The organism is Corallococcus sp. Z5C101001, assembly GCF_007352635.1.
Classification (GTDB): Bacteria; Myxococcota; Myxococcia; order Myxococcales; family Myxococcaceae; genus Corallococcus; species Corallococcus silvisoli.
The window spans coordinates 103,072-121,929 of record NZ_VKLU01000007.1 but is presented as its reverse complement, the minus strand read 5'-3'; the positions used below and the strand labels follow the sequence as shown (position 1 = coordinate 121,929).

At 70.8% G+C, this 18,858-nt stretch carries 19 protein-coding genes; 15 read left to right on the top strand and 4 right to left on the bottom strand.

Annotation, left to right across the window (positions count from 1 at the left end):
* Positions 1-191: 191 nt before the first annotated feature.
* The 4 genes from FOF48_RS17570 to FOF48_RS17555 all read left to right on the top strand — a co-directional run bounded on the left by FOF48_RS17570 (position 192) and on the right by FOF48_RS17555 (position 2,950).
* Positions 192-932: a MotA/TolQ/ExbB proton channel family protein gene (locus FOF48_RS17570; protein ID WP_143903135.1), complete on the top strand. Its 741-nt coding sequence runs from the start codon at positions 192-194 to the stop codon at positions 930-932.
* Positions 933-1,093: 161 nt separating this feature from the next.
* Positions 1,094-1,582 (top strand): biopolymer transporter ExbD, encoded by a 489-nt coding sequence (locus FOF48_RS17565; protein WP_143903133.1) that lies wholly within the window; start codon positions 1,094-1,096, stop codon positions 1,580-1,582.
* Between the two features lie 16 nt (positions 1,583-1,598).
* The gene (locus FOF48_RS17560; RefSeq protein ID WP_143903131.1) at positions 1,599-2,177 is read left to right on the top strand and encodes a biopolymer transporter ExbD; all 579 of its coding nucleotides are present in this window, start codon (positions 1,599-1,601) and stop codon (positions 2,175-2,177) included.
* Between the two features lie 113 nt (positions 2,178-2,290).
* Positions 2,291-2,950, top strand: a complete 660-nt coding sequence (locus FOF48_RS17555; protein WP_143903129.1) for an HAD family hydrolase — start codon at positions 2,291-2,293, stop codon at positions 2,948-2,950.
* Positions 2,951-3,034: 84 nt separating this feature from the next.
* On the opposite strand, the gene FOF48_RS17550 is transcribed toward FOF48_RS17555, so the two are convergent.
* Entirely contained in the window at positions 3,035-4,150 is a 1,116-nt protein-coding gene (locus FOF48_RS17550; protein ID WP_255442309.1) for an acyl-CoA desaturase, read from the bottom strand.
* Positions 4,151-4,530: 380 nt separating this feature from the next.
* On the opposite strand from FOF48_RS17550, the gene FOF48_RS17545 reads away from it, so the two are divergent.
* Together FOF48_RS17545 and FOF48_RS17540 are read left to right on the top strand one after the other, a co-directional pair.
* Positions 4,531-4,737, top strand: coding sequence for a cold-shock protein (locus FOF48_RS17545; protein ID WP_143903125.1), 207 nt, complete (start codon positions 4,531-4,533; stop codon positions 4,735-4,737).
* A gap of 94 nt (positions 4,738-4,831) precedes the next feature.
* Positions 4,832-5,023 (top strand): hypothetical protein, encoded by a 192-nt coding sequence (locus FOF48_RS17540; RefSeq protein ID WP_143903123.1) that lies wholly within the window; start codon positions 4,832-4,834, stop codon positions 5,021-5,023.
* 97 nt (positions 5,024-5,120) lie between these two features.
* Here the strand turns inward: FOF48_RS17540 and FOF48_RS17535 are convergent, their stop codons facing one another.
* Positions 5,121-5,342 (bottom strand): hypothetical protein, encoded by a 222-nt coding sequence (locus FOF48_RS17535; protein ID WP_143903121.1) that lies wholly within the window; start codon positions 5,340-5,342, stop codon positions 5,121-5,123.
* A gap of 253 nt (positions 5,343-5,595) precedes the next feature.
* On the opposite strand from FOF48_RS17535, the gene FOF48_RS17530 reads away from it, so the two are divergent.
* Complete coding sequence (locus tag FOF48_RS17530) at positions 5,596-8,025, top strand: MASE1 domain-containing protein (RefSeq protein WP_304503223.1); 2,430 nt, start codon at positions 5,596-5,598, stop codon at positions 8,023-8,025.
* Between the two features lie 7 nt (positions 8,026-8,032).
* Here the strand turns inward: FOF48_RS17530 and FOF48_RS17525 are convergent, their stop codons facing one another.
* On the bottom strand, positions 8,033-8,626 hold the full coding sequence (locus FOF48_RS17525) for a YqaA family protein (RefSeq protein ID WP_143903117.1): 594 nt from the start codon (positions 8,624-8,626) through the stop codon (positions 8,033-8,035).
* Between the two features lie 117 nt (positions 8,627-8,743).
* On the opposite strand from FOF48_RS17525, the gene FOF48_RS17520 reads away from it, so the two are divergent.
* The 5 genes from FOF48_RS17520 to trxA all read left to right on the top strand — a co-directional run bounded on the left by FOF48_RS17520 (position 8,744) and on the right by trxA (position 13,654).
* On the top strand, positions 8,744-9,400 hold the full coding sequence (locus tag FOF48_RS17520; RefSeq protein ID WP_143903115.1) for an LON peptidase substrate-binding domain-containing protein: 657 nt from the start codon (positions 8,744-8,746) through the stop codon (positions 9,398-9,400).
* Positions 9,401-9,526: 126 nt separating this feature from the next.
* Positions 9,527-11,419: an NAD(+) synthase gene (gene nadE, locus FOF48_RS17515; RefSeq protein ID WP_143903113.1), complete on the top strand. Its 1,893-nt coding sequence runs from the start codon at positions 9,527-9,529 to the stop codon at positions 11,417-11,419.
* Positions 11,420-11,610: 191 nt separating this feature from the next.
* Entirely contained in the window at positions 11,611-12,756 is a 1,146-nt protein-coding gene (locus tag FOF48_RS17510) for a hypothetical protein (protein ID WP_235685581.1), read from the top strand.
* Positions 12,757-12,936: 180 nt separating this feature from the next.
* Positions 12,937-13,260 carry an FKBP-type peptidyl-prolyl cis-trans isomerase gene (locus FOF48_RS17505; RefSeq protein ID WP_143903111.1) on the top strand — a complete coding sequence of 108 codons (324 nt, stop codon included), beginning with the start codon at positions 12,937-12,939 and terminating at the stop codon, positions 13,258-13,260.
* Between the two features lie 10 nt (positions 13,261-13,270).
* On the top strand, positions 13,271-13,654 hold the full coding sequence (gene trxA / locus FOF48_RS17500; protein WP_143903108.1) for a thioredoxin: 384 nt from the start codon (positions 13,271-13,273) through the stop codon (positions 13,652-13,654).
* A gap of 37 nt (positions 13,655-13,691) precedes the next feature.
* On the opposite strand, the gene FOF48_RS17495 is transcribed toward trxA, so the two are convergent.
* Positions 13,692-14,579 carry a hypothetical protein gene (locus FOF48_RS17495; protein ID WP_143903106.1) on the bottom strand — a complete coding sequence of 296 codons (888 nt, stop codon included), beginning with the start codon at positions 14,577-14,579 and terminating at the stop codon, positions 13,692-13,694.
* A 118-nt stretch (positions 14,580-14,697) separates the two neighbouring features.
* On the opposite strand from FOF48_RS17495, the gene FOF48_RS17490 reads away from it, so the two are divergent.
* From FOF48_RS17490 to FOF48_RS17480, 3 genes are read left to right on the top strand one after another with little or no spacing between them, the layout of a single operon-like run.
* On the top strand, positions 14,698-17,136 hold the full coding sequence (locus FOF48_RS17490) for a TonB family protein (RefSeq protein WP_143903104.1): 2,439 nt from the start codon (positions 14,698-14,700) through the stop codon (positions 17,134-17,136).
* Positions 17,133-17,954 carry a hypothetical protein gene (locus FOF48_RS17485; protein ID WP_186001954.1) on the top strand — a complete coding sequence of 274 codons (822 nt, stop codon included), beginning with the start codon at positions 17,133-17,135 and terminating at the stop codon, positions 17,952-17,954. Before FOF48_RS17490 ends, FOF48_RS17485 begins: the two co-directional genes overlap by 4 nt.
* A gap of 41 nt (positions 17,955-17,995) precedes the next feature.
* Positions 17,996-18,844 carry a hypothetical protein gene (locus FOF48_RS17480; RefSeq protein ID WP_143903102.1) on the top strand — a complete coding sequence of 283 codons (849 nt, stop codon included), beginning with the start codon at positions 17,996-17,998 and terminating at the stop codon, positions 18,842-18,844.
* Positions 18,845-18,858 lie beyond the last annotated feature (14 nt).

The window sequence follows — 18,858 nt, the reverse complement described above, 5'->3', positions numbered from 1 at the left end:
AAATTCCTGTGAGATTTCAGTAACTAACGCAGAGGGTGGCTGCCTTGACACGCTTGGGAGCGGTTCCTAGACTCGCCGCCACCGTGATCCAATATTCCTGCCGCTGACCTGGGTGGATGTCCACCCGGCTGGCAGCAGTCCGGAATGGTTCGCAAGCGCGAGCCGCGCCGGCCATCTGGAGGCCATCAGTGATGAACCTGGGGTTTGTGACCAATCTGTCCGTTCTCGCCAACGCCGCCAGCGGCAACGAAACCTTCTTGCAGGAACTGGGGCGCCGCTGGGAGTCCGGTCAGGCCGGCATGTACCCCATCGCGGTGTGCCTGGTGATCGCGCTGTCCATCATCATCGAGCGCAGCATCGTGCTGTTCTTCAAGGCCTCCATCAACAAGGAGGGCTTCCTGCGCGGCCTCAAGAAGCACATCTACGCGGGCGACCTGGACAAGGCCATCAACTACGTGGCCGGCCAGAAGAACACGCCGCTGACCAACGTCATCAAGGCCGGCCTGATGAACGTGCCGAAGGGCCAGGACGAGGTCCAGGCGGCGCTCGACGAGGCCAGCCTGCGTGAGACGCCGCGGCTGGAGGCGCGCACGGGCTACCTGGCGATGCTCGGCAACGCGGCGATGCTCGCGGGCCTCCTGGGCACGGTGAACGGTCTCATCACCTGCTTCGAAGCGGTGGCGAACGTGAACCCGGCCGACAAGGCCACCATTCTGGCGAACGGCATCTCCGAAGCCATGAACTGCACGGGCTTCGGTCTGCTCACGGCCATCCCGGCGCTCATCGCCTTCTCCGTGCTGATGGGCCGCACCCAGGGCCTCATCAACGACATCAACGAGACCAGCGTCTCCGTGCTGAACCTCATCGTGGCCAACCGCGACAAGTTCAAGAACCTGAACATCCCGGCCTCCGCCCACCACGCCGAGGAGTAGTCCTCCTCCGGCAGGCGCGGTCCGCGGTGGATGTGGAACCGGAAGCACCGGCGCGCTGTCTGGACGCCCCGAAGCCGGGGAGCCGCCAGCGCGCCTTTCCTGTAGCCTTCTTGAAACGTCGTGCATGCGCGAAGCGCGCTGTCAGCTAGGAGGTAGTCGCCATGGCCGGCGGAATGGACCTGGGCAACTCGGGCAAGGGTGGCAAGAAGCCGCTCGATGTCGCCATCAACCTGGTCCCCTTCATTGACCTGATGGCAGTGACCATCAGCTTCCTCATCATGACGGCGGTCTGGACGCAGATTGGCCGTCTCCAGGTGTCGCAGGCCGGCGGGGCCTCCACGGAGGAGCAGCAGGAGGAGGAGAAGACCAAGACGGTCCAGCTCACCCTCCTGGTGTCGCCCACGGAGATGCGCCTCACCGCGGACCAGAGCGCCTTCGACCCCATCCCCCTCACCCGGGACGACAAGGGCCGGCCGGACCTGTCCAAGCTGGTGGCGCGCTTCAAGGAGTTGAAGGCGCAGCTGCCGGACCAGTCCGCCATCACCCTTCAGACCGAGGACCTGGTCCGCTACGAGGACCTGGTCCGCATCATCGACGAGTGCATCGGCTCCGGGTTGCCCCAGGTGTCGGTCTCCGCGGCGATGGGCTAACAGGAGCACTCAAGCCATGGGCATCAAGGTTCCCGGCAAGCGGTACGGCAAGCGGCTGGAGCACTCCAAGGTCTTCGGCCACGGCGGGCACGGCAAGAAGAGCGGGTTCGCGGACCTGCTCATCACCCCGCTCGTCGACATGTTCGTCATCATCGTGCTCTTCCTCATCGCGAACTTCTCCGCGACGGGTGAGGTGCTGATGATGACCAAGGACATCGTCCTTCCCGAAGCGGTCAACGTGAAGGAAGTGGAGATGCACCCGGTGGTGATGGTGTCCAACGACCAGGTCAGCGTGTCGGGCACCATCGTGGGCCGGGTGGAGGACCTCACCAAGGACGAGTACCTCAACATCCCCGCGCTGGAAGAGAAGCTGCGGGACATGAAGAAGCAGTTCGAGGACCTCCACTCCATGGCGGGCGGCACGGACGGCTTCAAGGGCGACGTGAACATCCAGGCCAACAAGGACGTCCAGTTCAAGGTCATCAAGCGGGTGATGTTCAGCTGCGCCACGGCCGGCTACAACAACATCAACTTCGCCGTCATCCAGGGCGGTGGCGCCGCGAGCGGTGAGAAGGCCGCCGCCGCCACGCCGTAGGCTTCTCGCGGCGGACCCCGGCCGGTTCCGGGGTCCGCGCTTTACAAAAGACGCCCTGACCCTGCATGGGTCGGGGCGTTCGCGTTTCTTCCGATGAAAGGCTTCCCGCCGTCATGCCCCTGCGCGCCGTGCTCTTCGACCTGGATGGGACGCTGGTGGACTCGCTGGGGGACATCGCCACGGCGATGAACCACGCGCTCGTCGCGCACGGCCTGCCGCCGCACCCGGAGGCCGCCTACCTGCGCTTCGTGGGCGAGGGCGTGGCGATGCTGGCGGAGCGGGCCACGGGGGGCGCCATCCCGGAGCTCCAGCGCCGCGTGCTGGCCACCTACCACGCGTACTACGACACCCACCTGTTCGACCGGACGGTGGCCTACCCAGGCGTGGCGGACGCGCTCCTGGTGCTGGCGCGGGACGGCCTCCGGCTGGGCGTGCTCAGCAACAAATCCGACGACTTCGTGAAGCGGCTGGTCGCCCGGTTCCTGCCAGGCGTGCCCTTCGCGGGCGTGTACGGGGAGCGGCCGGGCATCCCGCGCAAGCCGGACCCCACGGCGGCGCTGGCGCTGGCCCGAGAGCTGGGCGTGGCGCCAGACGCGTGCGGCTTCGTGGGGGACACCTCCGTGGACATGGACACCGCGAGGGCCGCGGGCATGTACGGCGTGGGCGTCACCTGGGGCTTCCGCACGGAGGCGGAGCTGCACGCGCACGGGGCGCGGGCGGTCGTCTCCTCGGCGGACGCGCTGCTCACCGCGCTGCGGACCGCGGCCCCTTGAAACGCGGCAGGGGCCGCCTCCCGGACACCCGGAGGACGGCCCCTGAGGTGGAGCGCCACGGGGCGCTCCGTGCCACGGCGCGAATCAGGCCGCCACGGCGAGCTTCGGCTTGGGCTGCTCGGGCACCGCGGCCGCGGCGGGCGCGCGGCCCAGCCGCTTGAGCATCCGGTAGTGCGACGCCACGGCGCTCCGGAAGGTCTCCGCCTCCAGGTAGGGCAGGCCGTGCTCGTGGGCGGTGGCCTTCACGATTTCACTGAGCGCCGGGTAGTGGATGCTGCACACCTTGGGGAACAGGTGGTGCTCCACCTGGAAGTTGAGCCCGCCCACGTACCAGCTCAGCAGGCGGTTCTTGCGGGCGAAGTTCGCCGTGGTGCGCAGCTGGTGCACCATCCACGCGTCCTCCACCTTGCCGTCCGTGTCCGGCACGGGGAACTCCGCGTCCTCCACCACGTGGGCCAGCTGGAAGACGATGCCCAGGATGAAGCCCGCCGTCAGGTGCATGGCCAGCTGCCCCAGCACGAACTGCCACCAGGTGACGTTCAGCACCATCCACGGAATCACCAGCGTCCAGGCGTAGTACAGGGCCTTCATCGCGATGAGGCGGCCCCACTCGCCGGCCGCGTGCTTCTTGTCCTTGTAGGGGCCCAGGTCCTTCTGGAAGAAGTACTTGTAGTCCTTCGCGAACACCCAGAAGACCGTGGTGAAGGAGTACGCGGTGAACGCGTACAGGTGCTGCAGGCGGTGGTACGGCTTCCACTCGGAATACGGCGACAGCCGCAGCTGCGGGCTCACCGTCAGGTCCTCGTCCATCCCCTGGATGTTGGTGTACGTGTGGTGAAGGACATTGTGGGTGATCCGCCACATGTAGCTGTTCGCCCCGATGAGGTCGAACGCGAGGCCCACCACGCCGTTCACGCGCGCGTTGTCGCTGTACGAGCCGTGCACGCCGTCATGACCGATGCAGAACCCGATGCCCGCGATCGCCACGCCCATCAGCACCGCCAGGCCCAGCATGGCCCAGAGGCCGAACCGCCCGCTGAGCAGCAGCCCGTAGACGCCCGCGGTGAAGCCCAGGATGCAGAGGGCCTTCACGTACATGGCCCCGTTGGCCCGCTGCGAGAGGTTCCGGGTCTCGAAGTATTCGGAGACCCGCCGCTTCAGGTCCTCCGCGAAGGAGGCATCGCGTTGGCCAAAGGTCACACGGGTAGGGTTTGTCACTGGGAGGGACGCCTCACGAAATGGAAACGACGGGGAGGTGGAGCGGGACGGGCGGCCCCACGATAGGACACGTCCAGGCGGAAGTGTTCAGGGGTGGAAACTATTCCGAAACACCGGGGGGCCCCCGGGCCTGTCACCCCTGGCTGCTTGGAGCGTCACCCAGCGGGAAATGCCCCGGCCCGCGAAGGCGTTTCACCGCGAGATCGAGGTTGTTACCTTCGACGACGTGAAGGAGGGGCCGGGAGTGGTTCCCGGCTCGACTTCATGCCTGTTCAGGGTTAAGGCGCGGTCTTCGCCCCAAAATATGGGGGCGGGCAGTCCGGCGATGACGCCGGGTTGCCAGTGGGACAAGGAAGCAGATCATGGCAAGTGGTACGGTGAAGTGGTTTAACGATGCGAAGGGCTTTGGCTTCATCACGCAGGACAGCGGTGGTCCGGACGTGTTCTGCCACCACACGGCGATCCAGGCGGATGGGTTCCGCACCCTGGCCGAGGGCCAGAAGGTGGAGTTCGACGTGAAGAAGGGCCCCAAGGGGCTCCAGGCGGAGAACGTCCGCCCGGTCGGCTGAGCCCTTCCCGGCTCGGTTGCTTTTCACGCATCCACGAGGTCCGGCCTTGACGGGGCCGGGCCTCTTTTTCGGTCAATATTTCCCCGGAGGCTCCATGCAGGGAAGGTCCACGAAGCGGCAGAAGGAGATGGCGCGCCAGCAGAAGCAGCGCGAGAAGGACACCAAGAAGGCCGAGCGCAAGACCGAGAAGGAGCAGCGTCCTGCGCGCATGCCGGGCGAGGAGGATCCCGACATCGCCGGCATCGTTCCGGGCCCGCAGCCGCTGCCCGATGCGTTCAACACCTGACGCAAACGCGGCACCGCCCCGGTCCATCAGGGCACCGGGGCGGTGGGGTTGGGGCCGGTAAGGCCCTTTTTCATGTCCGCGAGCGGGACCGGGCGCTTCAGCCCATCCCGTATCTCAGGCGTTCCTTGTCCTCCGCGCGGTTGTACGCGGTGGCCGCGGCGATGACGTGGCACACCCAGCCCAGGATGCCGCCCGTGCCCAGCCAGAAGCCGGGCGTGATGATGAGCCAGAAGACCCCGCGCAGGATGTCACCGTTGTAGATCTGCCCCACGCCGGGGATGAAGAACGACAGCAGCGCAGCAAGACCGGGACGCGACATGGATTCGTTCCTCCTTGTCCTCATCCTACGGTCCCGTGGGGCGCCCATTGCATCCTCTGACGGACACGCCTGCCTGCCTGGTGTCCCTGCGCGGTGGATGGGGTGCAACGCCTCGCGGTCCCCGCTAGCATGACGCATGTTCCTCCAGCCCCGAGGTCACGGCGCGGAAGGGACGGGGGGAGTCATCATCCAAGGTCGGCATCCAGCCCGTGTGGCGGCGTTCCCGGTCCGGGGCCTCGTGGAGGTCCTAGCGTTGGCGGGCGTGTACCTGCTGGCCGCGCGGGGCGCGCTGTCGCTGGCGGCGGAGGACAGCCACATCTGTCCCGTGTGGCTGCCCTCGGGGGTGGCGCTGGGGGGACTGCTGGTGCTGGGCGTGTCGCGCTGGCCCGCGGTGCTGCTGGCCTCCTGGGCGGTGACGCTGTCGATGGACGTGTCGCCGGGCGTGGGGCTGGGCGTCGCCGTCGGGTCCACGCTGGAGGCCGTGCTGGGGGCCCTGCTGCTGCGGCGCGTGGAGTCCTCCCAGGAGCTGCACAGCGTGCGGGACGTGGCGTGGCTGGGCGCGGCGGCGGCGCTGGGGGCCCTCCTGGGCGCGGGGCCGGGCGCGCTGAACCTGGTGCGGGGCGGGCTGGTGCCCGGCGAGCAGTGGGCGCCCGCGGCCTGGCTGTGGTGGATGGCGGACCTGCTGGGGATGCTGCTGGTGGCGCCCGTGCTGCTGCTGGTGCGCAGGGGGCGGCTGGGGGCGCGCTCCTGGGAGGCCGCGGTGCTGCCGGCGGTGACGCTGGCGGTGAGCGTGGGCGTCTTCGCCTTCCCGCAGCCGGGCTCCAGCATGGCGCACGCGCTGGCGTTCCTGCTCTTCCCGCTGTCGGCGTGGGCGGCCCTGCGCTTCGGCCTGCGGGGCGCGGCGCTGTCCTCGCTCTTCGTCGCGCTGGCGGCCATCGCCGGCACCGCGCGGGGGCTGGGGCCGTTCGCCACGCCGGACTCGCCGCCGCGGGGCCTGGTGGTGCTGCAGCTCTTCATCGGCATCACCACGCTGACGGGCCTGCTGCTCGCGGCGGCGCGCGCGGAGCGCCGCCAGGCGGTGGCGCTGCTGGAGCTGCTGGCCACCACCGTGCGCGCGGTGCACGAGGGCGTGCTCATCTGCGAGGTGCGCGAGTCCGGGGCCCTGCGCACGGTGTTCGTCAACGAAGCCCTGTGCGGGTTGGTGGGCCGGCGGCGCGAGGAGCTGGTGGGCGCGGCGCCCGGGGCGCTGCTGGCGTCCGACGATGACGGGGAGCGGCAGCGGCTGGCGGAGGCGCTGCGCGAGGAGCGCTCGCTGCGCGCGGAGGTGGCGCTCACGCGGCCGGACGGCACGCGGGTGTGGAGCGAGATGCAGCTGTCCCCGGTGCGCGCCGACGGCCGGGGCGTGACGCACTTCGTGGCCACCCACCGCGACGTCACCGCGACGAAGGAGCTGCAGGCCCGGCTGGTGGCCGCCGAGCGCGTGGCCGCGGTGGGCACGCTGGCCGCGGGCGTGGGCCATGAAATCAACAACCCGCTGGCCTACCTGGCGCTGAACCTGGACGCCGCCGAGCGGAGCCTGACGGCGGAGGGCGAGGCGCCTCCCCCGGCCATGCGCGACGCGCTGGACAGCGTGCGCCACGCCCAGGAGGGGGCGGAGCGGATCCGCCTCATCGTGAAGGACCTGCAGGTGTTCAGCCGGGAGGACGCCCCGGAGCGGGGACTGCTGGACCTGAACGCGCTGGTGCCGCCCGCGGTGCGCGTTGTGCTCCATGCGCTGCGCTCGCGCGCCCGGCTGGTGGAGGACTTCGGGCCGGTGCCCCGCGTGCTCGGCAGCGAGGCGCGCCTGGGGCAGGTGCTGCTCAACCTGCTGGTGAACGCCCTGCAGGCCATCCCGGAGGGCGAACCGGGCCGCCACGAGGTGCGCGTGCGCACCGGCACGGACGCGTCCGGTCAGGCGCGCGTGGAGGTGGAGGACACCGGCGGCGGCATCCCCCCGGACGTGCTGCCGCGCATCTTCGACCCGTTCTTCACCACCAAGGGCCGCGAGGAGGGCACGGGCCTGGGGCTGGCCATCTGCCAGCAGATCGTCCGCGCGCACGGGGGCGAGCTGCGCGTGCACAGCGTGCCGGGGCAGGGCGCCACCTTCACGCTGCTCCTGCCACCCGCGCCGGTGCGGAGCGCCGGGCCCGGCTCCTCCGCGCCTTCCCTGCGCGCGGTCTCGTGGAGCGGGGCGGCCTGCCGGACGGAGTTCGCGTCCTCCGGGCGGCGCGGCCGGGTGCTCATCGTGGACGACGAGCCCCGGCTGGCGCAGTCCATGCGCCTGCTGCTGGAGCCCGCGCACGACGTGGTCACCGCCACGCGCGGCGAGGACGCGCTGGCGAGGGTGGCGGCCGGGGAGGCCTTCGACGTGGTGCTCTGTGACCTGCAGATGCCGGGCATGGACGGCATCGCGGTGTACCGGCGGCTGGTGGAGGACGCGCCCGCGCTGGTGGCCCGGCTGGTGTTCATCTCCGGCGGTGCGTCGTCGCCGGAGGCGCGGGCGTTCGTGGAGACCCTGGCCCACCGGGTGCTGGAGAAGCCGGTGCGCCCGGACGTGCTGCTGGCCACGGTGGAGGCCATGCTGGCGGGCGGCCTCCCCGGGGAGGCCGCGCGCGGCGCGGTGGGCGGCACGCGCCGCGGCTAGGCGGGCGTCAGACGCGCAGCCACTTGCGGGCGGTGGGGCCGAAGAAGCGCACCACGCTGCCCACCAGGAAGAAGCGCACCGACCGGCCAATGACGGACGCGAGCAGGAAGCGCTCCAGCGGCACGGACACCAGCCCGCTGCCGATGGCGACGATCTTGAACGGCGTGGGCAGGATGGAGCACAGGAGCGCCAGCACCCAGAAGTTGCGCCCCAGCAGCTCGCCCACCGTGCCGGACACGCCGAAGCGGTCCACGCGCACGTTCAGGTCGATGTGCAGCAGCTGCGTGATGCCCTCGCCCACGCCCGCCCCCAGCCCGTAGCCGATGAGGCCGCCCACGAGGCTCGCCAGGGTGCCCATCAGGCAGTAGCGCACCCACTTCTTCGGCTGGGCGAGCACCATGGGGACCAGGACGGCGAAGGGCGGGATGGGGAAGACGGACCCGTCCACCACCGACACGGCCATCATCGTGGCGAGCGCGTGCGGCGTGGAGGCGGCGGCCTCCACGCGCAGGTACAGCCGGCGGTACCAGGACGACTTCGGGGCTTCGGCGGCGGCCGGGGTGGCTGGAGAGGACGGGGCAGGAGGCTCGGTAGGGGACATGCGGTGGCGCACCCTAGCGGAACCCGGCGCCCTTGCCAGTGGGACACCGGGCCTGGATGCCTGCCTGATTGGAATGCGCCCTGGACCCTGGGGGCTTACAAACGTGGAAGGGTGACCATGACCGCTCTTGAAACCGTGGAACGCGCCGCCAGCGCGCTGAAGGTGTTCCCCCTGCCGTCGGCGGTCCTGTTTCCCCACACCGTCATTCCCCTGCACATCTTCGAGCCGCGCTACCGGGCGCTGGTGAAGGACGCGCTCGCCACGGACCGGGTGCTGGCGCTGGGCCAGCTGGAGCCCGGGTGGGAGGGGAGCTACGAGGGCCGTCCACCCCTGCAGCCCCTGCTCTGCGCGGGCGTCATCATCTGGGACGAGCAGGTGGAGGACGGGCGCTACAACATCCTCCTCCAGGGCGTCAGCCGGGTGCGGATGGTGGAGGAGCTGTCGCCGGACACGCTCTACCGCCAGGTGCGGGCGCAGGTGCTGCCGGACCTGCCCTACACCGGGCCGGAGGAGGAGCAGCTGCGCCAGGCCGTCTTCGAGCTGGCCGGCCGGGTGCCGCCCTCGTTCGCGGAGGGCCTGCTGCCGGTGGCCGCCCGCGCCGGCGGGGGCATGCTGGCGGACGTGGTGGCGTCCGCGGTGGTGCCGGAGCCCGGGCGGCGGCAGGAGCTGTTGGGGGAGCTGGACGTCCGGCGCCGGCTGGAGCAGGTGCTGGGGGACCTGAGCGACCTGCTGGGCCAGTTGCAGCCCGTGCGCCCCAGCGGCCCCCTGAACTAGGGCGGGGAGGGACGCGGAACGGCCGGAGGCGCCGGGCCGCAGCAAGCGCTTGCCCTGGCCGCCCCTCCCGCGCATTGCTCGGGCCCCGGGGCGCTCCTTCAAGCCCTCCAGGGAGAGCGACGCACCATGCGGCTCGTGAAGATTGGCATCGCCAGCGTCAACACCACCGTGGGCGCCTTCCAGGCGAACACCGACCGGGTGCTGGACATGGCGCGGAGGATGGCGGCCGAGGGCGTCACGCTGGGCGTCTTCCCCGAACAGGTCATCGCCGGCTACCCCGCGGAGGACCTGGTCCAGTGGCAGGGCTTCATGGACCACCAGTGGCCGGAGCTGGAGCGCTTCGCGAAGGAGACCGCGGCGCTGCCCCTGGTCAGCATCGTGGGCGTGGGCGTGGCCCACCAGGGCGTGCGCCTCAACTGCGCCGCGGTGGTGGCGGGGGGCCGGGTGCTGGGGCTGGTCCCCAAGGAGAAGCTGCCCACCTACAACGTCTTCTACGAGGGCCGGACGTTCGGCCACGGCCAGCCGGGCATGGCGGAGACGCACCGGGGCGTGCCGCTGGGGGACTTCCTCTTCCAGTTCGACTTCGGCGTGGTGGCGCCGGAGGTGTGCGAGGACATCTGGAGCGCGGACGGCCCCATGCGCCGGCGCGTGTACTCCGGCGGCGAGCTGGTGGTGAACCTGTCCGCGTCCCCCTTCCGCCTGGGCTTCTGGGAGACGCGCCGCGAGCTCATCGCCACGCGCGCGTCGGACCACCAGGTGACCATCGCCTACGCGAACGCGGTGGGCAGCAACGACGGGCTCATCTTCGACGGCGGCGGCTTCATCAACCAGAACGGCCGCCACGTGCTGGAGACGCCGCGCTTCCAGCAGGGCTACACCTGCGCCGTGGTGGACCTGGACCGCACGCTGCGCCTGCGCGCGGAGAACACCACCTGGCGCGTGGACCGCGAGTCCTGGGTGGCTGGCGGCGGCCCCAAGGTGCCCACCGTGGACTGCACGCAGGCGGTGACGACCCAGCGCCAGAAGCTGTCCTACCCGGTGCCCGCGCACCGCAGCTTCTTCCTGCCCGCGCCGGATACCCGCCGCACCCCGCGCGAGGCGCTGTGCGAGGACATCCTGGACGCGCTGGCCCTGGGCGTGGGCGACTACTTCGAGAAGACGCGCGCCTTCAAGCTGTTCGGCATCGCGCTGTCGGGGGGGCGGGACTCGCTGCTCACGCTGCTCATCGCGCACCGGTACGCGAAGCGCGCGCGGCCGGAGGACCCGGGCTCGCTCATCCAGGCCTTCTACATGCCCAGCCCCTACTCCAGCCAGCAGACGCGCGACGCGGCGGAGACCATCGCGCGCGAGCTGGGCGTCGGCTTCCAGGTGGTGTCCATCGAGGAGGCCTTCGAACGGGAGAAGGCCGCCGCCCAGACGATGCTGGGCGCGACGAAGCTCACCCCCATCACCGAGCAGAACATCCAGGCCCGCATCCGCGCCCAGCGCATGTGGAACTGGAGCAACTCCTGCGGGGGCCTGTTCCTCCAGACGGGCAACATGAGCGAGAAGTCGGTGGGCTACACCACCATCGGCGGGGACCTGATGGGCGCGCTCGCGGTCATCGCCAACGTGCCCAAGACGGTGGTGATGTACCTGCTGGACTACCTCCAGGAGACCACCGGCTTGGAAGGCATCCGCAAGGTGCTGGCCAAGCCCGCGGGGCCGGAGCTGGCGCACGACCAGGTGGGCGAGGAGGAGCTGATGCCCTTCCCCATCCTGGACGCGTGCTTCTACCTGCACGCGGGCGAGAAGCTCACGCCGTCGGAGATGCGCACCGCGCTCACCGCGATGTTCCCGGAGGTGGAGGCCGAACGGCTGGGCGGGTACGTGGACCGCTTCGTGCGCCTGTTCCAGCAGTCCATCTACAAGTGGGTGCAGTCGCCGCTGTCGCTGCACATCGGCAACCTGGACCTGGACCGTGAGCGCGCATTGCAATTGCCTGTCGTCACCGGTTCAGCGTGGCTGCGCGACGCCTGATGCGTGTCTGTCATTGACGGTGGACAGGGGGGCGGGCAGGCCCTCCGTCCCCGTGAAGTGGCTCTGAAACCACGCCTCCTCCCTTGGAGGGGGAACGGGCGGTTCGGCTTTCCTTGATGACCCACGGACGGCTTGCCGGATGTCCCTCGCACGACAACCTTCATGTCAGTCAGTCGACGGAGGAGGGTTGAATGAAAGCGAAAATTCTGGCGGGCGCCATCGCGGCGCTCATGTACGGGACGGGCGCGGTGGCGGAGGAGGCGGAGGGGCAGAAGGAGTGCCCTCCTGGACAGACCGCGGTCCACAAGAACAAGACGCACAAGAGCAGCTCGAGCAGCTCGGCGAAGGCGTCTCCTGGCACGGTCCAGGAAGAGGACCTCGTCATCGAGGAAGTGCCCGTGGACAACTCCCAGGGCACGGGGGGCAGCGGGTCGTCTGGCAGCAGCGAGCAGGGCCTGAGCAGCCCCAGCGGGGCCACGGGTGGCAGCGGCGCGGTCTACATGAACATGCCGCTGCGCTGCGAGCCGGTGGATCAGTCTGGCATGGGTGGCAGCGGCGGCAGTGGCATCACGCCTCCGCCTCCCGCGGCCACGCCTCCGCCTCCCGCGGCCACGCCACCCGCGCCTCCGCCTCCGCCTCCCGCGAACGGCGGCATGAGCCAGAGCGACAGCGGGCTGTCCGGCACGTCGTCCAGTGCGGACGCCACGGGAGGCAGTGGCCTCTCCACGCCGCCGCCGTCCTCGGACTACCGCCCCTCGGCGTCGTCCAATGAGGACATCCAGCCGCTGGAGGTGGAGAACAAGAAGAGCAAGAACGCGAAGAAGGGCCTGACGGTGCTCATCGGTGGCGGTGTGGAAGGCTACACCGGCGCCCTGGCTCCGCAGCTCTCGCCGGGTCCTACCGCGGGCGTGACGGCGTCGCTCAAGCCGACGTCCGTGCTGGGCATCGAGGTCGGCTACACCGGCGCCTTGAACAACATCCGTCACGCCGGTGACGCGGGCGCCTCCAGCGGCCCGGACCTGGTGCGCAACGGTGGCCAGGCGGCCATGACGCTCGCCGTCGCGCCCACGGCCATCCAGCCGTACCTGATGGGCGGTATCGGTATCAGCAACTACCACTTCCGAGGGGGTGAATCGCTGGGCTACAAGGACGACACCGTGGGCAACGTGCCGGCGGGCGTGGGTCTGCGCAGCCACATCGGCCACTTCACCGCCGACCTGCGTGGCTACTACAACTTCCTGTTCGACAAGGATTTCGCTCCGGACATCAAGAGCAACGGCAATCCGTCGGGCGGTGGTAGCTACACGACCTCGCTGAACGTGGGCGGTACGTTCTGAAGCTGAACCCTGCTTGAAACATCCATGGCAGGCGCTGGCGGCGGGTGTCCGGAAACAACCGGGCGCCCGCCGTCACTCTTTTTGTTTCCGGCGGGGGCTGGGCATTCAGGGAGGCAGGAGGCTGCGGCTGGCGTTAGAGTGCCCATTTTTCCATGGCGGATTCCCGCCAAGGAGCCGGGCATGAGTCTGAAGGTGGAAGACGTGAAGGTCGGGACCGGGGCCGAGGCGGTCGCGGGCAAGCGGGTGACGGTGCACTACGTGGGCACGCTCACCGACGGAAAGAAGTTCGACAGCAGCCGGGACCGGGGCCAGGGCTTCGCCTTCCCCCTGGGCGCGGGCCACGTCATCCAGGGCTGGGACCAGGGCGTCGCTGGCATGAAGGTGGGCGGCGTCCGCAAGCTCACCATCCCGCCGGAGCTGGGCTATGGCGCGCGCGGCGCGGCCGGTGTGATTCCCCCCAACGCCACCCTGCTGTTCGAGGTGGAGCTGTTGGACGTTCGTTAGGAGGCTGTTCATGGCGACGCTCGAAATCACGAAGGACAACTTCAAGGAGACGGTGGGCAAGGGCGGCATCGTCGTCCTGGACTGGTGGGCCACCTGGTGCGGCCCGTGCCGGGCGTTCGCGCCCGTCTTCGAGAAGGTCTCCGAGGTGCACTCGGACATCGCGTTCGGGAAGATCGACACCGACGCGCAGCCGGAGCTGTCCGGCGCCTTCGAGATCCGCTCCATCCCCACGCTGATGGTGTTCCGCGACGGCATCCTCCTGTTCGAGCAGCCGGGAGCACTGCCCCAGGCCGCGCTGGAGGACCTGCTCAAGCAGGTGCGCGCGCTGAACATGGACGACGTGCGGCGCGAGGTCGAAGCGCAGCGCGCCGCGAAGGAAGCCCCCAAGGCCTGACGTTCCGCCGGGGCCTTCCCCTCGCAAGGGGAGGGCCCTACGGCGCGGCGACGGTGCAGACGCCGCCGCCGTTCAGGTGCGCTTGATCCACGATGCTCTGGGTGACGAACTCCTGGAGCGTGCGGATGGCGTGGGCGCCGGGCTGGTAGACGACGGGCTGGCCCTGGGCATCCCGGAGCTCGCCGCCGTCCAGGCCCCGCAGGTCCAGGAGCTCCTGGGACGCCAGCCCCTCCGGCGTGATGGCGTGGTTCGCGTCCGCCGTGGCGGCGATGGCCTCGAAGCGCAGCTGCACGCCGCGGTGGGTGCCCAGCCGGTCATAGAACATGTGTTCGGCGTGGATGGTGACCTCCGCCTCCGCCACGGAGCCCTCCGGCACCACGATGCCCTGGGTGCCGTCCACGCCGTTGATGCAGTCCACCATCCGGGCGTGGACGGGGAAGCCCATGCGGAACGTGTAGAGGCCCAGGGTGGGGTCCCGGTTCTGCGCGCGGCCCTCCACGAAGTAGCTGAAGCCGCGCTCGCGCATCAGCTCCAGATCGCCCGCGGACACGGAGTCCCCCGCCACGGTGCGCGCCTCCGGGGGGCCGACCTGGAAGGCGACCGAGTAGCGCCCCGCCGCCAGCCCCGTGAGGGCCGTGAGCGGCACGTCCCCCTTCTGCACGTCCACCACCACGTGCTCCGCCGTCGCCTGGACGTCCCCGCCCGCGGAGGTGAGGGTGAAGTCGCCCAGGGACACCAGGTACTTCGTGAACTGCACGGACCAGCCGTCCTGGAAGAGGTGGTCCGCGTAGCCTCGCTGCGTGCCGTCCCCGCCGCTCAGCGACACCCGCACGTCCCCCCGGGCCACGGTGTCGCCGCAGCCGGACGCCCCCAGGCCGAGCGCTCCCAGCAGCAGGCCCCGAAGCCACTTGTGTCGGATTCTCATGCAGTTGGTTGGTATTTGTAACTAAGTTGCAAGTCAAGCCTGGGTTGCGATATCCACCGGCCGCCGTTCGTGAGGGCCGCCCGTGCCGGGAGGACGTGGGCGGCAGAGGTCTCCGCCCGTGTTCATCCCGACGCTGGTGCTCTGGCTGTTGGGCGCGTCGCCCGAAGTGCCCGTGACGCCGCCCGTGCCCGTGGAGGCGGCGCCGCCGGTGCTGCCCCCGGATGCGCCCGCGTTGAAGGACGCCGTGCGGGTGCTGCTGCGCCTGACCCTGGACACGGGGGGCGCGGTGTCCTTCGTGGAGGTGCTCGAGTCAGGGGGCGCGGTGTTCGACCGGGCCGCGATGGCGGCGGCCACGCGGTGGCGCTTCGAGCCCGCGCGCCGGGGGGATGAGCCGCTGGAGGTGCGGGTGGACGTGCCGGTGACGTTCGAGCCGAGGCCCGGCGAGGAGGAGGTGGCGAGCCCCGAGCCACCCGCGAAGCCGGAGCCGCGCGGGTTCTCCACCACGGTGCGGGACCGCTCGGTGGCGCCGCCTCCGGTGGCGGTGGGGGACTTCCACATCCAGGTGGGGCAGCTCGCGGACGTGCCGCGCGGCTCGGCCACGGACCTGATGTTGCTGGCGCCGGGGGTGATGCTGGCGAACCACGGAGGTGAGGGGCACGCGGACACCCTCTACCTGCGCGGCTTCGACGCGGGCGAGGGCAAGGACGTGGAGCTGCGGCTCGACGGCGTGCCCCTCAACGAAGTCTCCCACGCCCACGGCCATGGATACGCGGACACGTACTTCATCATCCCGGAGCTGGTGCGGTCGCTGCGCGTGACGGAGGGGCCCTACGACCCGTCACAAGGCGACTTCGGCGTGGCGGGCACGGTGGAGTACCAGCTGGGGCTGGAGCGGCGGGGCATCACCGCGTCCGTCAGCTCCGGGAGCTTCGCGTCGCGCCGGCTGTCGCTGGTGTGGGGGCCTGCCGGGATGTCCGAAGCCACCTTCGTGGGCGTGCTGGTGCGGCAGGGGCACGGCTTTGGCCCCAACCGCGCCTATGCGAACGCGGGCCTGATGGCCCAGACGGAGTGGCGGCTGGGGCCGCAGACGCGGCTGCGCCTGTTCGGCGCGAGCTACGGCGCGCGCTACGCCACCGCGGGCGTGGTGCGGGAGACGGATGTCGTGGATGCGCGGATGCCGTGCGCCCGGGACGCCGACTCGCAGTTCTTCTGCCTCTACGACGCGAACCAGGGCGGCGCCAGCCAGCGGCACCTGGCCTCCGTGGAGCTGACGTCCCGGCTGGAGCGCGGAGGCCGCTTCGTCCAGCAGGCCTTCGCCATCGCCCGCCAGATGCGCGGCCGTGAGAACTTCACCGGCTTCCTCCAGGACACGCCTCCAGTGGGCGAGGCCCAGCGCGGCGACGACACGGAGCAGTCCTACCAGGGCACCACCGTGGGCCTGCGCGGGCGCTACACGCCGGGCCTCGCCGGGCCAGTGGAGCTGGGCTACGTGGCCCGCTACGACGCCGTGCACACCCGCGCGCGGCGCCTGCGTGACAAGGGCGGTGCGCCGTACGCCACCGTCTTCGACAACCAGGTGCGCACGACGAACCTGGGCGCGTACCTGTCCCTGCGCGGCGCGCCGCTGGACTGGCTCACGCTCCGAGGGGGCGTGCGCGTGGACACCTTCCTGTTCGGCGTGGAGGACCTGAACCGTCCGGACTCGGACCGGCAGGGCGCGCGCATCCCCGAGGAGGCGGTGGAGGCATATGGCTTCTTCGCCAGTCCTCGCGCCAGCGTGGACATCCGCCTGTCGCCGCGCCTCACGTGGCTCACCAGCGCGGGCCTGGGTGCGCGCTCCAGCGACGCGGCCGGCCTGTCCGACGCGGAGCTCGCGCCGTACGCGCGCGTGGCCTCGGGGGAGACGGGGCTGGGCTGGCGCTGGGGGGAAGGCCCCTCCACGCTGGAGCTCCGGGGCGCGGTGTTCGCCACGCGCGTGTCGCAGGACCTGGTCTTCAGCGAGACGACGGGGCGCAACCAGCCCATGGGGCCATCGCAGCGGCTGGGGGCCTTTGGCAGCGCGCGCTTTCAGTGGGAGCAGCGCTTGGACGTGCAGGCGAGCCTCGCGTGGGCGCGCGCCACGCAGCCCCTGCCCGGGGCATCGCCGCGGCGGCTGTGGGAGGGCACGGTGCTGCCGTACATCCCCCAGGTGCTGGGCCGGGTGGACGCGGCGTGGCGCGGCTCCGTCACCGTGGCCCACCAGCCGGTGGGGTGGAGCGTGGCGTTGGGGCACAGCGCCATCGGGCCCAAGCCGCTGCCCTTGGACCGCTTCAGCGAATCCATCTTCCTCTTCGACGTGGCGGCGCGGGCGCGCTGGCGGGCCGTGGAGCTGGGCCTGTCCGTGGAGAACCTGCTGGACGCGCGCTGGCGTGAGTCGGAGTTCAACTACGTGTCCAACTTCCGGGGCCCGGACGCGCCCGCGTCCCTGCTGGCCACGCGTCACTTCTCCGCCGGTGCTCCGCGCATCGTGCGGGGCACCCTCACCGTGTACCTGGACCTCCAGGAGGAGCGGCCATGATGCGCCACACCCGTCGTGCCTTCACGTGGATGCTGGGCGGAGCGTTGGCGGCGGGCGTCCACGCCTGCGGGGGATCCGGCACCGGGGGCCGGAGCATCACCTTCCACATGGGCCTGCGCACGGCCCTCGCGCCCGACGAGGCCCGGGCCGGCGCCTTCACCTCCGATACCGGCTGGCGCGTGGAGCTCACCACCGCGCGTCTGGTGTTGGGGCCCATCTACCTGTTCGAGAAGGCCTCGCCCGTCCAGCCCCAGGCCCTGCTGCGCCGGCTGGGGAGCGTGCTGCTGCCCACCGCGCACGCGCACGAAGGGGACTTCTTCTCCGGCGGTCGCGTGCTGGGCGAGTGGGACCGGGAGGTGGTGTTCGACCTGCTCGCGGAGGGCGCGCGGGCGCGGGTGCTGGGGCGTTCCCCTGGCATCGCGGGCGTGGCGCGCTCGCTGTCGCTGCTGCTCCAGCCGCCCTCCCGGGCCCTGGGCGCGGAGGCGGACGTGATGGAGGGGCGCTCCCTGGTGCTGGAGGGCATCGCGACACAAGCGGGGGCGCGCGTGCCCTTCCGCGTCGCGATGGACTTCCCTCCGCCCGTGGAGCTCCAGCGCGTGGACTTCGTCCCCATCCAGGTGGACCTGGACGACGAGGGCCTCTTCGTCCTGGAGGCGCAGCCGCACCGCTGGTTCGCGGGCGCGCGGTTCGACCGGCTGCCACCGCCCGCGGACGGAGCGCGAGTGGACGTGGGGACGGACACCCAGGTGTACCGCGCGCTGAGCGTCAACATGCGGCGCTTCGATGCCTTCACGGGGGCGTGGGAGCCTCCCGCGTGAATCCGTCAGGGGAGGCTTGATAGAGTCGTCGCACCTCCGCGATGCCCCTCCACTTCCGCTTCCCGCTCTCCGCGCTCACGCGCCCCGTCGTCCTGTCCTCCGCTGCCCTGGAGGACCTGGGACTCGACGCGCCCGACCCCGCCCTGTCGCCCGAGCCCTCCGTGCTCGACACGCTTGTCGTCATGCCCCAGGTCCTGGCGAAGACGCTCGGGGATCCGGAGGTCTTCGGACCCTTTCCGGAGCCGTGGGAGCGGGCTGGCACCTATCTGCCCCGGCTGACGAGTGTGTGGGGGGAGAGCCCCGGCGTGCCGGAGCTGCTCGTGGCCCTGGGCGGTCAGCAGGTCGGTGGCTTCTCCTTCCAGTGGAACACGGACCCCTTCCGCTACTCCGCTTGGGTGGATCAGCTGATCCATGGCTACGGCGACCTGGACCTGCTCGGGTTCCTGCTGGCCAAGGCCTCGCGGTCGGACATGGACCGGCACTTCGAGCGAATCCCCGCCCCCGCGCGCCAGTTCGCGCTCGAAGCGGGAGCCCGCTGCCTTGCTCCCGTGGAGGGCCGCGCCCTGTCCGCCGCGCTGTCCGCCGCGGGGGCGGACGGCTACGCGAAGCTCCAGTCGCTCCTGCGAGGTGACGAGTCCAGGCGCTACGCCACCTTCCTCGCCCCGGCTCCCGAGGAAGGCCTCATCGACCTGCTCATCGGGGGCACCCCCCGCTACTCCGCGTCGGGCCACCCGGAGCAGCGGGGGAAGCCGCTTCGCGTGGAGCGGAAGACCGTGCTGGGCGTGAAGCGTCAGGCCTGGCTCGCGGCCGGGTTCCTCATCGCCGTCGCCGCGACCCTCGTGGGGTGCGGGTTGCTCATCGGCAGGGTGTCCGCGCTCTTCGGGCGCTGAGTGGACGCGCGGGG